Raw genomic sequence first — 14,294 nt, forward strand, 5'->3', positions numbered from 1 at the left:
CGGTTTTCCCAAGGAAAAGCTCATAGCGCTTTCCCTTGGGAATTGCGTCAAAACAAAGAGTTAGAGGGGTTCGCCGTTTCCGTGAAACGGTGGGCTGCTCTAATATCCGGCCTTGCGGTCCACCAGATTGTCGAGCTTTTCGCCGCGCTCGAAGGCGTCCATCTGGCGAAGCATGATTGGCGCCAAATGGACAGGGTCGGAGGTCGCCGCCGCGTGCGGCGTCACGAACACTTTTGGATGTCGCCACAGCGGACTGGTCTTCGGCAGCGGTTCGACCTCGAACACGTCTAGGCTCGCCTCCTTCAGCGTGCCGTCGTCCAGCGCCCGCAAAATGTCGGCGTCCTTCTGCAGGCGGCCGCGCCCGGCATTGATCAGCACCGAGCCGCCGAGACCGTTACGCTTCCTCAATTCTTTCAGCACGCCATAGTTGATGATGCCCTTGGTGTCCGGCGTCAGTGGCAATAGCACCACCAGTATGTCGGTCGCCTTGAGGAAGGGGATAAGTCCAGCCTCGCCGGAATAGGTCGCGACGCTTTCCATGGCCTTGTCGCTGCGCGACCAGCCATTGACGGCAAAGCCGAGCGATAGCAGCACCGAGGCCGCGGCGCGGCCGAGACTGCCAAGGCCCATGATGCCGACCGAAATGTCACGGGCCGGCCTTTGCTGCGGTTCGTGCCAGATCTTCTTCGGCTGCTGCGACCGGTAGAGCAGGCCCTGGCGGTGATGGTCGAGCACCCGCCAGACGACATATTCGGTCATGTGCTGGGTCAGGTTGTCGGCGACGACCTTGACGATCGGCACATCCGGCAGGCCGGGATCAGCGAAGATATGGTCGACACCCGCGCCGATCGAGAAGATGGCGCGCAGATTGGGCAGCGACGACAACAGGTTCGGCTTCTGCTTCCACACCACGGCATAGGTGATCGACGGGTCGCTGGCGCCGTCCGGCTCCAGTACCACCTCGCGTTCGGCCGACAGGAGTTCGCGCCAGCGCTGCGGATGAAAGCCGGTGACGGCAAGCAGGATGCGGCCTTTTTCCATTGCGGTCTTCTGGTCCCTCTTTACGCAAATCACTCGCTGACGATGCCGACCGGCGCCGTCTCTATCTTGAAGGCGGCCGAGATCAGCGCCCGAGTATAGTCGGTTTGCGGATTTTCAAAAATCTGCTGGGAAGGGCCGGCTTCGACGATCCTGCCATTGCGCATGACGATGACGTCGTTGGCCAGCGCGCGAATGACTTTCAGGTCATGGCTGATGAAGAGATAGGCGAGGTCGTGCTTGGCCTGCAGGCTGCGCAACAGGTCGACGACTTGCGCCTGCACGCTCATGTCGAGCGCCGATGTCGGCTCGTCCAGCATGACGAAGCGCGGGTTGAGCACCATGGCGCGTGCGATGGCAACGCGCTGGCGCTGGCCGCCGGAGAACTCGTGCGGGTAGCGGTTGCGCGTCGCGGGATCGAGGCCGACTTCCTTCAGCACCGCGGCCACCTTGTCGTCGCGCTCATCGGGCGACAGCTTCGGCTCGTGGATCTTCAGGCCTTCCTCGATGATCTCGGCGATCGACATGCGCGGGCTGAGCGATCCGAACGGATCCTGGAAGACGATCTGCAATTCGCGCCTGAGCGGCCGCATGGCGTTGAAGGACAGCTGATTGATATCGTGGCCGTTGAACTGGATGTTCCCGGTCGAGGAGATCATGCGCGCCAGCGCCAGCCCGAGCGTCGTCTTGCCGGAGCCGGATTCGCCGACCACGCCCAGCGTCTGGCCGGCCCGCACGGTGACATCGATGCCGTCGACCGCCTTCACATTGTCGACGGTGCGGCGGAAAAAACCCTGCTTGATCGGGAACCAGACCTTAATGTCCTTGCCGGTCATCACTGCCTTGGCCGCGGCATTGGCCGCCGGCGGTTTGCCCTTGGGTTCGGCCGCCAGCAGATGCCTTGTATAGGCATGTTGCGGATTGGCGAAGATCTCCCTGGTCGGTCCGGTCTCGACGATCTCGCCCTTGGTCATCACGCAGACGCGGTCGGCAATCTTGCGCACGATGCCGAGGTCGTGGGTGATGAACAGCATCGACATGCCCTTGCGGCTCTTCAAACCGGCCAGCAGTTCGAGGATCTGCGCCTGCACGGTGACGTCGAGCGCCGTCGTCGGCTCGTCGGCAATCAGCAGTTCGGGTTCATTGGCCAGCGCCATGGCGATCATCACGCGCTGACGCTGGCCACCGGACAGCTGGTGCGGATAGGCATCGAGGCGCTTGTGCGGATCGCGGATGCCGACCTCGTTGAGCAAGGCCAGCGTACGCTCCTTGGCCGGGCGGTCGGCCATGCCCTGATGCAGCTTCAGGATCTCGACGATCTGCTGCTCGATCGTGTGCAGCGGATTGAGCGAGGTCATCGGCTCCTGGAAGATCATGGTGATCTTGTTGCCGCGCACCTGCCGCAACTGCTTCTCGCTCATCGCAAGCAGGTCTGCGCCCTGGAACAGGATCTTTCCCGACGGGTGGCTGGCGCTTGGATAAGGCAACAGCTTCAGCACCGACAGCGCCGAGACCGATTTGCCGGAGCCGGACTCGCCGACCAGCGCCACCGTCTCGCCCTTGGCGATGTCGAACGAGATGTGGTCGACCGCCGTCGACTGCTGTCCGCCTTGCGCAAAGGCGACGCTTAGGTCGCGAACGGAGAGCAAAGAAGCGGTCATGCATCAATTTCCGCTATGACTTTATCAAGGGCAGAAATCTCCGGTCGTATGATCGAAATTCGCGCTGTCAATTGGGGAGGGACAAGCCGATTTGGAGTGACAGAATAGGCATCCTTCAATCTAGTATCGGCAGTCAGAAATTGTGTGCACCCGAAATGCATCGCCGTCGAAAGATGAATGGCATCCGGCAGCCTGAGAGAAATGAATTGCGAGCGAAGCTGTGCTGCGTGCCAGAGAACCTCGCGAGTTACCGTCCCAATCGAGACAAAGGCGTTGCCAATCGAGATATTGTCATAGAGCTCAACAAGCGGCTCGTTGCTCTTTTTCAGAGGGTCAACCACCAACTCCGCCAGCACGAGTTCGCTTGTCGCGAGGAAAGGCTGCTTTCGGCCCCCGTTCAGTGAAATGAGCTGAAGCAGCTTTTTTGCCAGAGCATCGTTATTTTCGAAAGCGTAGATGAAAATGTTCGTATCGACGTAAAGCCGGAAGGCGGCCATCAATCCTCCCACTCATCGCGGAGGGCACGAACACGCGCAACGGCCTCTTCGAGATTTGTTCCTGCCGCGTTGGCCTGCGCATTCCGCATAAGTTCAAGCAATTGTTTGTGGCCGAGAGGCCGTTTGGCTTCCTCTTCCACCGTCACCTTAACCGAGGCACTCAAAGCTATACCCTCCCGCAGTTCATCCGGGAGTTTGGATGCAGGGTAATGCTCAAGGATGACCTTATTCATGCGTACGCTCATTTTCGCTCGAACTGCCACACTGAGAATATATCATGCTGAATGCCGCTCCGCATCGTTGTCATCTGAACGTCTTGCGCGGATCGAAGGCATCGCGCGTCGCCTCGCCGACGAAGACCAACAGCGACAGCATCAGCGAGATGACGACGAAGCCGGAAATGCCGAGCCACGGCGCGTTGAGGTTGCGCTGCGCCTGCTTGAGCAGTTCGCCGAGCGAGGCGGAGCCGGGCGGCAGGCCGAAGCCAAGATAGTCGAGCGAGGTCAGCGTCGAGATCGAGCCTGAGAGCAGGAAGGGCATGAAGGTCAATGTTGCCACCATGGCGTTGGGCAACAGGTGCCGGAACATGATGGTGCGGTTGGGCACGCCGAGCGCGCGCGCCGCGTTGACATACTCGAAATTGCGGGCGCGCAGGAACTCGGCCCGTACCACGCCGACCAGCGCCACCCAGGAGAACAGGAGCATCAGGCCGAGCAGGATGAAGAAGCCCGGCGGCAGGATGGCGGCGACGATGAGCAGGAGATAGAGCACCGGGATGGCCGACCAGATTTCGATGAAGCGCTGGAACAGCAGATCCGTCCAGCCGCCGAAATAGCCTTGCACGGCGCCGGCCGCGACGCCGATCAAGGCCGAACCGGCGGTCAGGATCAGGCCGAACAACACCGAAATGCGGAAGCCGTAGATGACACGTGCCAGCACGTCGCGCGCCTGGTCGTCGGTGCCCAGCCAATTCCAGTTGCCGACCATGCAGGCGGGGTCGGCCGCACCTTGCGGATACTGGTTGCAGCGCATCTTGGCGTCATACTGCCAGGATGGCTTGGCAGGGGCTGCTTCCGGAATGGCGTTGTTGACGGTCTGATAGGAGTAGCGCACCGGCGGCCAGATCATCCAGCCATTGGCGTTGATCTCGTCCTGGATGACCGGGTCGCGATAATCGGTGACGGCATAGAAGCCGCCGAATTTTTCCTCGGGGTAGGCGACCATCACCGGAAACAGGATCTCGCCCTTGTAGGAAGCGATGATCGGCTTGTCGTTGGCGATGAATTCGGCAAACAGCGACAGCACGAACAGGACGAGGAAAATCCACAACGACCAGTAGCCGCGCCGGTTGGCTTTGAAGTTCTGCAGGCGGCGCTTGTTGAGCGGCGACAACCAAGGCCGCGCGATCCGCTCCGGTATCGCTTCCGCAGGGACTGTGGCCTCCGACATCAGACGTCTCTCCGCTCGAAATCGATGCGCGGATCGACCCAGGTGTAGAGCAGATCGGACAACAGCCCGACGAACAACCCGAGCAGCGAGAAGATGTAGAGATTGGCGAACACCACGGGATAGTCGCGCTCGACCACCGACCGGAAGCCGAGCAGGCCGAGGCCATCGAGGGAAAAGATGTTCTCGATCAGCAGCGAGCCGGTGAAAAAGGCCGAGATGAAGGCGCCCGGAAAGCCGGCGATCACGATCAGCATGGCGTTGCGGAAGACGTGGCCATAGAGCACCTGCCGTTCCGACAGGCCCTTGGCCCGCGCCGTCACCACATACTGCTTGCGGATCTCTTCGAGGAACGAGTTTTTGGTCAACAGCGTCGTGGTGGCGAAGGCCGACAGCACCAGAGCGGTCAGCGGCAAGGTCATGTGCCAGAAATAGTCGACGATCTTGCCCCACCAGGACAATTGATCCCAATTGTCGGAGGTGAGGCCACGCAGCGGAAACCAGTCCCAGAAGGACCCGCCGGCAAACAGCACCATCAGCATGATGCCGAACAGGAAGCCCGGGATGGCATAGCCGACGATGACGACGCCGCTGGTCCAGACATCGAACGGAGTGCCGTCCTTGACCGCCTTGCGGATGCCGAGCGGGATCGAGATCAGGTAGGACAGCAGCGTGATCCACAGCCCGATCGAGATCGATACCGGCATTTTTTCCAGGATCAGGTCGAGCACCGAAATGTCGCGGAAATAGCTGTCGCCGAAATCGAAGCGGGCATAGTTCCACAGCATCATGCCGAAGCGCTCGAGCGGCGGCTTGTCGAAGCCGAACTGTTTTTCCAGCTTCTTGATGAATTCCGGATCGAGCCCCTGCGCCCCGCGATATTTCGAACTGACGTCACCGGCGACATCCAGGTTGCCGCCAGCACCCGCGTCGCCGCCACCGCCGCCGAGGCGGTCGCTGCCGCCCTGATTGGTCAGTCGGGCGATCACCTGTTCGACCGGGCCGCCGGGGGCGAACTGGATGACGGCGAAGGATATCGCCATGATGCCGAACAGGGTCGGGATCATCAAAAGGATGCGGCGCAGGATATAGGCGCCCATCAGGCCTTTTGCCCCGCTTGAGCGAACATCTCAGCCTTTGCCAATTTTTGCCGCCTTGCCCTTATCGAACCACCACAGCGTCTCGACCGGAAAGCCGAAGTCGGGCTTCTGCTCGACAAAGCCGAACATGTCCCAATAGGCGACGCGGTGATTCGCCAGATAGTATGTTGGAATCCAGTCCAGCCGCGCGCGCAAGACCCGGTCGAGCGCTCTGAGCGCCGTGACGAGTTCTATACGGCTTTTTGCCTTGCCGGCTGCCACGATCAGCGCGTCGATGGCTTTGCTTTCCGTGCCCGGATAGTTGCGCTGCCCCGGGGTTTTCGCCATTCGGGAATCGTAGAGGATTTCCAGCCCATCGTCGGTGGGCGTCGCCCCGATCGACCATGCGAGCACGATGAGGTCGAAGTCGAAATCGCTCTGCCGCTGTTCATATTGCGCCGAATCGACTTGCCGGATCGAGGCGTCGATCCCGATCGCCTTCATATTTTCCGACCATGGGGTGAAGATGCGAACCATGCCGTCGTCTTCGGCCAGCATTTCCACCCGCAGCCGCTCGCCTTTGTCGTTGACGACGAAACTGCCTGTGCGCTTCCAGCCGGCTTGCGCAAGTAATCTCGAAGCCTCGCCCAGCAGCTTGCGGTCATGGCCGGAACCATCGGAGACGGGCTGCGTCACGGCCTCGCCAAAAACCTCCGGCGGCAATTCCGCCCGGAACGGCTCCAGCAGGGCCAATTCCCCAGGCGAGGGCAGGCCCTCAGCCTTATAGTCCGACCGTTCGAAATTCGATTGAGAACGCTCGTAAGAGCCGTAAAACAGCGCCCGCTTCATCCATTCGAAATCGAAGCATCTGGCGATTGCCCGCCGCACCCGCTCATCGCGGAACTGCGGTCGCCGCTGGTTCACTGCGGCAGCCTGCATGGAGGGCGTTTTTTCGCCGGGAAATTCCCGTTTGACGACCTTGCCGTCCTTCAGCGCCGGAAAGTCGTAGCCGGTCGCCCATACCCGTGAGGTGAATTCCTCGCGAAAATGCGTGTCGCCTTTCTTGAAGGCCTCGAAGGCCGCCTGCCGGTCAAGATAGAAGTCGATGCGGATGCGGTCGAAATTGTAGAAGCCGCGATTCACCGGGAGATCGCGGCCCCAATAGTCGGCCACGCGGTCATATTCGACAGTCTGTCCTGCTGCCACGCGCCCAATCTTGTAGGGTCCCGAGCCAAGCGGCGGCGTCATGGTCGAGGCATCGAAATCAATGGCCGTATAAAAGGCCTTGGAGACGATCGGCATCCCCACGATCGCAAGGATGTTTTGCGCCGACTGTTTGCCGTTGAGGGTGAGATCGACGGTGGCGGAATCGACCGCAACCGCGTCGGTCATGTACCGCAACGCCTGGGAAAGGTTCGGATGGCCCTTATCTTTATAAAGCTTCAGCGAGAAGACAACGTCTTCCGCGGTTAGCGGCGAGCCGTCGTGGAAACGCGCTTGCGGTCGCAGTGCGAAGCGGAAACCGTTGCGGTCTGGCGACAGGGTAACGGTTTCGGCAAGCAGGCCATAGACCGCATCCGGCTCATCGAGCGCGCTTGTCATCAGGGAATCGAAACAGAGTTCGGTGCGCGGCGGTGCCTCCCCCTTCAACACCAGTGAATTCAATGTGTTGAAGGTCAGGAAGCTCTGATTGAGGGTCGAGTTCGGCGGCGCGAAATTCATCTGACCGCCTTTGGGGGCGTCCGGATTGACGTAGTCGAAATGCGTGAAGTCCGGTTTGTATTTGAGGTCGCCGAACGCCGACAGGCCGTGCAGCTTGGTGCCGGTCGCAGTGTCGGCGAAGGCCCGGCCAGGCAGCAAGGCGGCGGCAGCAGCGGCACTGCCCAAGGTCAGGAAGTCGCGGCGGGCAAGGGCCGCCATCAATTGCCGCCCTGGTATTTGGCCGCGAGTGCCTTTTCCTTGTCCGGGTCGATCCACCACGAGTCCAAATCGACCCCCAAATAGGTTGGTTGTTTTTCAGGCATTCGGAACTTGTTCCAGTATGCGGCCCGAACTTTCCCCAGATGCCATTGCGGCACCATGTAGAAGTTCCAAAGTAACACCCGGTCGAGGGCATGGGTCGCAGTCACCAGGTCGTCGCGGTCGGTTGCAAAGATGACACGGTCGATCAGTGCGTCGACGACAGGGTTCTTGATGCCGGCCAAATTGCGTGACCCGGGTCTGTCCGCAGCAGTGGAACTGAAAAAGTCGCGCTGTTCGTTGCCGGGTGAGTTGGATTGCTGAAAACCTGCGAGCGCCAGCATGTCGAAGTCGAAAGCACGGGTGCGGTTCGTATACTGGCTGTCATCGACAATGCGCAGCGTTGCATCGATGCCCAGGCGCCGCAAATTGTCGATGAAAGGCGAGGCGACCCGCTCGTCAACGGGATCATTGCCGAGGAACTCGATCTTGAACACTTCGCCGGTCTTCGCATTCACCAGCTTTCCGGCCTGATTGACCCAGCCGGCTTGCTTGAAAAGCTCGTAGGCCTTGCGCAAATTCTCGCGACCCGATTGTGGCGTGTCGTAGACCGGCAGCTTGAATTCCTGCGTGAACAGTTCAGGCGGCAACTTGTCTCGAAACGGCTGGAGTATCTCCAACTCCTTGCCCTGTGGCAGGCCGGTCGAGGCCAGATCGCCGCCTTCGAAATAGCTGTCCGTGCGCGTATAGGCGCCGAAGAAAATGGTTCGGTTCATGCTCTCGAAATCATACGCGTAGGTGAGTGCCTGGCGTACGCGTGCATCCTGGAACAGCGGGCGGCGCGTATTTATCAAATAGGCCTGCATGGGTTCCGGTGAGGTCGTGGGGAATTCCTTTTTGATGACATCTCCGGATTTGATCGCCGGAAAGGTGTACTCGACCGCCCAACGCTGGGCGCGTGTCTCGGCGCGGAAGTCCTCGAACCCCCCTTTGGTGAAGGCCTGCCAACCGGCGTTGTCGTCAAGGAAATAGCTGAAACGCTGCTTGTCGAAATTCTCGCGGCCGATCTTCACCGACAGTTTGGCGCCCCAATAGTCCGGCACACGCTGCCAGATGATTTCGGAACCCGGCTTGAAACTGGCGATCTTGTAGGCAGCTGACCCCAGCGGCGGCTCCAGAGTCGTCTTGGTGATGTCGCGCTTCTTGCCGCTGGCGTCGTTGCCCTCCCACCAGTGCTTCGGCAGAACGACGAGATCGCCGAGAATCTTCGGCAGTTCCCTGTTGCCTTTCTGATTAAAGTGGAACTCGACCTCGCGATCGGAGACCGCGACCGCGTCGGTGACGTTCTCAAAATAGCGGTTGTACAACGGGCTGTTGGCCTTCAGCACCTGGAACGACCAGATCACGTCGTCGACAGTGATCGGCTGGCCGTCGTGCCATTTGGCGCGCGGGTCGAGCCGGTAGGTCGCGGAGGAATAGTCGGCCGGATATTTGTAGGCATCGGCGATCAGCGGATGGCTGGTGCTGCCTTCGTCGGTCGCCTGCTCCATCAGCGTGTCGTAGAGCAGGCCGCCGCCGAATCCGACGAGGCCGGCTGCCGGCGATCCTTGCACGATATAAGGATTGAAGTTGTCGTAGGTGCCGATCACCACCCGGTTCACCGTGCCGCCCTTGGGGGCGTTCGGATTGACGTAGTCGTAGTGCTCGAAATTGTCGCCGTATTTGGACTCGCCGATCAGCGATGAAGTGGTGCGCCATTCGTCGGCGCGGGCAGCCTGAAACCCGGCTGTCAGAAAGATCGCCGCCAGCATCGACTTGAGAAGCGTTCGGCTAACCGTCATGCACTATCCTCTTCGCAATGCCCGTTCATGGACAATCTAGATGATTTGGCGCCCGTGAAAACCGCCATGCGCGGCTTTGTCGCCGCATATGCATTTTTCCTAACAAAAAAGCCGGGCTGAACCCGGCTTTTTCAAGGTCGTCGAGATGATATCAAGGTTATTGGGCAGGCGCCGGGGCCGGTGCGGCCGGAGCCGGGGCGGCGGGAGCGGCCGGCGCTGCTGGCTTGGCGGGAGCTGCGGCTTCAGCCGGCTTTGCCGGGGCGGCTGCATCGGCAGGCTTGGCGGGCGCCGTCGCGTCAGCGGCGGCACCCGGCGCCGGCAGCGGCTTGGGATTGTCGGACAGCGTGCGCAGATAGGCGATGACGTTGGCGCGGTCCTCGTCCTTGGGCAGGCCGGCGAAGCCCATGGCGGTGCCCTTCACCAATTTCTTCGGCGAGGTGATGAAATGGTTGATGTTGTCGTAGGTCCACTTCTCGGCGCCGCCCTTGGAGAATTCCTTCATGCCGGCCGAATAGGCAAAGCCTTCATGCTCGGCAACGGGGCGGTCGATCAGATCCCACAGATCCGGGCCGACCTTGTTGGGGCCGCCCTTTTCGCCGGAATGGCAGGCTTGGCATTTCTTGAAGACGGCAGCACCTTGCTCGACATTGGCGGTCGCCAGCAGGTCGGCGATCGGCTTAGCTTCGGCGGCAGGAGCGGCCGGGCCGCCCTCGGCAGGCTCGGCGGCTTCGATGGCAAAGCCGGGCTTTTCAGGCGCCGGCGAAGCAAACAGCGCATCGGACACAATGCCGACCGAGAAGACCACGAAAACGGTTCCGAGCAATCCGGCGAGCAGCTTGTTGACTTCGTTGGAATCCATACGCCCCTTGCTCCCTTTTCCGGCGGACCGAACCGTCCACTCCGTCCGTCGGTATCGTGACCCACCCTGCCAGGGCGGTCAAATCGGGCGGAAACTAGGTCTTTTGCTGCGGCGTTGCAACACCTATAAGGGCGCTTCCAGTGAGACCTTTTGCCACTTTCCTTGTCCTCTTTGAGACGCTTGCACCGCGCATGTCCACGCTGATCCTGATCCCGGCCCGCATGGCTTCGACCCGCCTGCCGGGCAAGCCGCTCGCCGACATCGCCGGCGCCCCGATGGTCGTCCATGTCGCCCGCCGCGCCGCCGAGGCCGGTCTGGGCCGGGTGGTGGTGGCGACCGACACGCAAAGCGTGGCGGAAGCGGTGCGCGCACATGGTTTCGAGGCCGTGATGACGCGCATGGATCACGAATCGGGCTCCGATCGCATCTTCGAGGCGCTGGTCGCGCTCGATCCGCAACGCAAGGTCGAAACCATCGTCAATGTGCAGGGCGACCTGCCGACCATCGATCCCCAGATCATCGTCGCGTCGCTCAGGCCGCTCGGGGACAGGGCTGTGGACATCGCCACCCTCGGTGTCGAGATCGTCCGCGACGAGGAAAAGACCAACCCCAACGTCGTCAAGATCGTCGGTTCGCCGCTCTCCGGCACCAGGCTGAGGGCGCTCTATTTCACCCGTGCCACAGCACCTTGGGGCGAGGGGCCGCTCTATCATCATGTCGGCCTCTATGCTTACCGTCGCGCTGCGTTGGAGCGCTTCGTCGCGCTGAAGCCGTCGCCACTGGAACGGCGCGAACGGCTGGAACAGCTGCGGGCGCTGGAGGCCGGGATGCGCATCGATGCGGAGATCGTGCGCTCGCTGCCGCTGGGCGTCGACACGCCGGAAGACCTCGAACGCGCCAGAACCATCCTTGCAAACTGAATCCTTCCAAGCTGAGACCCCCTTGAATCGAGAATTGGCCCATGCCTGAAAAGACCAACAGAATATCCTTCCAGGGCGAGCCGGGCGCCAATTCCGACACCGCCTCCCGCAACGTCTATCCATCGATGGAGCCGTTGCCGTGCCCGACTTTCGAGGACGCGTTCAACGCGGTCGAGACCGGGAAAGCCGACCTCGCCATGATCCCGATCGAGAACACCATTGCCGGGCGCGTCGCCGATATCCATCATCTCCTGCCGGAATCGAAGCTGCACATCGTCGGCGAATATTTCCTGCCGATCCATTTCCAGTTGATGGTGCTGCCGGGCGTCAAGCGCGACGAGATCAAGACGGTGCACAGCCACATCCACGCGCTTGGCCAGTGCCGTAAATACATCCGCAAGAACGGCTGGAAGGCGATCGTCGCCGGTGATACGGCGGGTGCCGCCAAGATGGTCTCCGAGGTCAAGGACCGCACCATGGCTGCGCTGTCGCCGGCGCTGGCCGCGACGCTCTATGGGCTCGACATCATCGAGCAAAATGTCGAGGACACCGACAGCAACGTCACCCGCTTTGTCGTCCTGACCAAGAACAAGCAATGGGCCGAGCGCCCGTCACCCGACGTCAAGATGATGACGACCTTCATCTTCCGCGTCCGCAACGTGCCGGCCGCGCTCTATAAGGCGATGGGCGGGTTTGCCACCAACGGCATCAACATGACCAAGCTGGAGAGCTACCAGTTGGGCGCTTTCACGGCGACGCTGTTCTACGCCGACATCGAGGGCCATCCCGACGACCCGCTGGTCAAGCTGGCGCTGGACGAGCTTCGTTTCTTCTCGCGTGAGGTGCGGATTCTCGGCGTCTATCCGGCCAGCGCGTCGCGTGAGCAGTGGAAAGTGGCCGACTAAACCACCGAGCCCAGCGGCACGTAGTCGATCTCCATAAACGCCTCGACCTCCGGCACCCAGCGGTCGCGCACGAAGGCGACATGGTCTGGATGGTCGTTGTACCTGTTATAGGCAGCCTGGTCGGCGAACTCCATCGAGAAGCCGAAGTGATAATCATTCTTGGGGCTGATCTGCCGCAATTGCTCGAAATGCGTGACGCCCCTGATCGCGGTGAGGATTTTCTTGGCGTCGACGAGGAACCTCTTTTCCTCCAGCGAATGTGGCGGATGCTTCAGCGTGAAAACGACGGTGTGACGGATCATGTCCTGCTCCTGCAATGTCTTTCAGTGTTCGCTGCTATCATTCTGAGTCGACCCAGGCGCGGATGAGGTGATGCGCGATGGCGCCTTTCGGTGGCGTGATCAGATTGCCGGGATGCTCCCGGGTCAGCATCAAACGCACCTCGTCGCGGGCAAACCAGCGGCAGTCTTCGAGTTCGTTCAAATCGGCCTGGATATCGTCGTTGAGCGGCTCGCCGAAGCAGCCGATCATCAGCGAGTAGGGAAACGGCCAGGGCTGGCTGGCGTGGTAGACGACACGGCCGAGCCTGATGCCGGCCTCCTCCAGCGTCTCGCGGCGCACCGCCGCTTCGATCGTCTCGCCCGGCTCGATGAAGCCGGCAAGGGCCGAGTACATGCCCGGCGCGAAATGCCGGCCGCGCCCGAGCAGGCACTTCTCCCGCGTCGCCGTCAGCATGATCGCCACCGGATCGGTACGCGGAAAATGCTCGGTGCCGCAATTCGGGCAATGCCGCTTGTAGCCGCCGGCCCGCATCTGCGATTCGGTGCCGCACTTGCTGCAGAAGCGATGGCTGGCATGCCAGGCAAGCAGGGCCGCCCCTTGCGCCATCGCGCCGGCAGCCGCCTCATCGATCAGCCCTTGCATATAGACCGAGCGATAGTCGATGGCCTTGACGGTTTCCGGCAAGTGCTCGGCTTCGATGCCGGCCGGCACGGCCAGCACGGGTCCCTGTTCGGAAAAACCGAGCAGGATGCCTTGCTCCAGGGAAACCTTGAAGGGCTCGCTCTCGGCGGCGCCGAACCAGGGGTCGAGACCACTGTCATCTCCGAGCTTCAGATAGAGCCGCCCGCCATTCATCAGAAGCAACCGCGTCGCCGGGTCGGCGAGCGCTTTGTCGACGGAATCGTCGGCGCGGTTCTCGGATTGCCGGTCGATCGTGTTGCCGGCAAAGCCGACGAACTGGCTCGGCTCGCGCAAGGGCGCGTCAAACAGGCGGAAGCTCATGGAGACTCTGGGGTACGTTGCGGGATGGACACGGGGAACGCTTATAGCGCCGCCTTGATCGTTTCGGCAAACCGCCGCAGGTCGGAACGTTGATAGGGCTCACGCAGGCCGTGTCCCCACACCGGGCCTGGCCAGCCGGGATCGCCTTCGGAACGCGCGATGACATGGATGTGCAGCTGGCGCACGATGTTGCCGAGCGCGCCGGTGTTGATCTTGGTGCAGCCAGTGGCTTTCTTCAGCGCCTGTGCCACCATATTGGTCTCGAAGGTCAGCATCGCCTGGTCGAGCGGCGTCATGTCGTGGATTTCCTCCGCGCCCGGCCGCTGCGGCACCAGGAGCAGCCATGGCCAGCGGCGGTCGTTCATCACCCGCAGTTCACACAGCCCAAGCCACATCAACTGCTCGCTGTCCGCCTCCAGCCGGGTGTCCAGCGTGAATCCGGCCTTCAGGCCCGGCAGCATCGGCGTTTCCCTTGCTTTTCTTGGTTTCCTCAAACGCGGGAACGCTAGAGCGGCGGCAGGGGGGCTGCAAGCGAATCATTGCGCCCCTCACGGTTTGGTGCGCCAATTCAATATTTTTGCGATTTCTCCGGCGCACTTGCATTTCATCGCACAATTGCCGATATGGAAAGCGGGAGGTTGGTGGTGGACGATCCACTCGCCAACCGGGTCAGGTCCGGAAGGAAGCAGCCCTAACGAGCCCGGAACGGGTCATTGTTCCAGCCTCCCACCTCATCGGCCCCTCTCGCGACATTGACGACGCATTGCAGCGCGGGCGAGACTATGCGCAGGAATCGGCCGCCTTC

The 14,294-nt window shown here is 61.4% G+C and carries 14 protein-coding genes and 1 other RNA gene; 3 read left to right on the forward strand and 12 right to left on the reverse strand.

All coding sequences use genetic code 11. From position 1 onward, the window contains the following. Positions 1–99 precede the first annotated feature (99 nt). The 9 genes from ACFOJ9_RS37450 to ACFOJ9_RS37490 all read right to left on the reverse strand — a co-directional run bounded on the left by ACFOJ9_RS37450 (position 100) and on the right by ACFOJ9_RS37490 (position 10,380). Positions 100–1,041, reverse strand: coding sequence for a 2-hydroxyacid dehydrogenase (locus tag ACFOJ9_RS37450; RefSeq protein WP_378986989.1), 942 nt, complete (start codon positions 1,039–1,041; stop codon positions 100–102). Between the two features lie 29 nt (positions 1,042–1,070). Continuing rightward, a complete protein-coding gene (locus ACFOJ9_RS37455) occupies positions 1,071–2,699 on the reverse strand; it encodes an ABC transporter ATP-binding protein (protein ID WP_378986992.1) in 1,629 nt (542 codons plus the stop codon). Next, entirely contained in the window at positions 2,696–3,196 is a 501-nt protein-coding gene (locus ACFOJ9_RS37460; protein WP_378986995.1) for a type II toxin-antitoxin system VapC family toxin, read from the reverse strand. The genes ACFOJ9_RS37455 and ACFOJ9_RS37460 overlap by 4 nt, the downstream gene beginning before the upstream one ends. Beyond that, positions 3,196–3,429: a hypothetical protein gene (locus ACFOJ9_RS37465; RefSeq protein ID WP_224698954.1), complete on the reverse strand. Its 234-nt coding sequence runs from the start codon at positions 3,427–3,429 to the stop codon at positions 3,196–3,198. The genes ACFOJ9_RS37460 and ACFOJ9_RS37465 overlap by 1 nt, the downstream gene beginning before the upstream one ends. 70 nt (positions 3,430–3,499) lie before the next feature. After that, positions 3,500–4,645 carry an ABC transporter permease gene (locus ACFOJ9_RS37470; RefSeq protein ID WP_378986999.1) on the reverse strand — a complete coding sequence of 382 codons (1,146 nt, stop codon included), beginning with the start codon at positions 4,643–4,645 and terminating at the stop codon, positions 3,500–3,502. Further along, positions 4,645–5,742 (reverse strand): microcin C ABC transporter permease YejB, encoded by a 1,098-nt coding sequence (locus ACFOJ9_RS37475; RefSeq protein WP_127321004.1) that lies wholly within the window; start codon positions 5,740–5,742, stop codon positions 4,645–4,647. Before ACFOJ9_RS37475 ends, ACFOJ9_RS37470 begins: the two co-directional genes overlap by 1 nt. Before the next feature lie 30 nt (positions 5,743–5,772). Next, positions 5,773–7,641 (reverse strand): extracellular solute-binding protein, encoded by a 1,869-nt coding sequence (locus tag ACFOJ9_RS37480; protein ID WP_378987003.1) that lies wholly within the window; start codon positions 7,639–7,641, stop codon positions 5,773–5,775. Continuing rightward, a complete protein-coding gene (locus ACFOJ9_RS37485; RefSeq protein WP_378987006.1) occupies positions 7,641–9,521 on the reverse strand; it encodes an extracellular solute-binding protein in 1,881 nt (626 codons plus the stop codon). Before ACFOJ9_RS37485 ends, ACFOJ9_RS37480 begins: the two co-directional genes overlap by 1 nt. 157 nt (positions 9,522–9,678) lie before the next feature. Next, the gene (locus ACFOJ9_RS37490) at positions 9,679–10,380 is read right to left on the reverse strand and encodes a c-type cytochrome (protein ID WP_378987009.1); all 702 of its coding nucleotides are present in this window, start codon (positions 10,378–10,380) and stop codon (positions 9,679–9,681) included. Positions 10,381–10,571: 191 nt separating this feature from the next. Here ACFOJ9_RS37490 and ACFOJ9_RS37495 point away from each other — a divergent pair, with 191 nt between their 5' ends. Then, on the forward strand, positions 10,572–11,300 hold the full coding sequence (locus ACFOJ9_RS37495; protein ID WP_378987012.1) for a 3-deoxy-manno-octulosonate cytidylyltransferase: 729 nt from the start codon (positions 10,572–10,574) through the stop codon (positions 11,298–11,300). Positions 11,301–11,341: 41 nt separating this feature from the next. Continuing rightward, on the forward strand, positions 11,342–12,205 hold the full coding sequence (locus ACFOJ9_RS37500; RefSeq protein ID WP_378987015.1) for a prephenate dehydratase: 864 nt from the start codon (positions 11,342–11,344) through the stop codon (positions 12,203–12,205). Here ACFOJ9_RS37500 and ACFOJ9_RS37505 read toward each other — a convergent pair. From ACFOJ9_RS37505 to ACFOJ9_RS37515, 3 genes are read right to left on the reverse strand one after another with little or no spacing between them, the layout of a single operon-like run. Next, on the reverse strand, positions 12,202–12,507 hold the full coding sequence (locus ACFOJ9_RS37505) for a Dabb family protein (RefSeq protein WP_378987019.1): 306 nt from the start codon (positions 12,505–12,507) through the stop codon (positions 12,202–12,204). The genes ACFOJ9_RS37500 and ACFOJ9_RS37505 overlap by 4 nt on opposite strands. Positions 12,508–12,544: 37 nt before the next feature. Beyond that, positions 12,545–13,489: an NAD(+) diphosphatase gene (gene nudC / locus ACFOJ9_RS37510; RefSeq protein ID WP_378987022.1), complete on the reverse strand. Its 945-nt coding sequence runs from the start codon at positions 13,487–13,489 to the stop codon at positions 12,545–12,547. Positions 13,490–13,530: 41 nt separating this feature from the next. Next, positions 13,531–13,950, reverse strand: coding sequence for an HIT domain-containing protein (locus ACFOJ9_RS37515; RefSeq protein ID WP_378987025.1), 420 nt, complete (start codon positions 13,948–13,950; stop codon positions 13,531–13,533). A 172-nt stretch (positions 13,951–14,122) separates the two neighbouring features. Between ACFOJ9_RS37515 and ffs the strand changes: the two genes are divergently transcribed. Beyond that, positions 14,123–14,219, forward strand: an RNA gene (ffs, locus tag ACFOJ9_RS37520) — signal recognition particle sRNA small type. Positions 14,220–14,294: the final 75 nt, after the last annotated feature.

Origin of the sequence: Mesorhizobium cantuariense (assembly GCF_042647205.1) — a bacterium.
Classification (GTDB): domain Bacteria; phylum Pseudomonadota; class Alphaproteobacteria; order Rhizobiales; family Rhizobiaceae; genus Mesorhizobium; species Mesorhizobium cantuariense.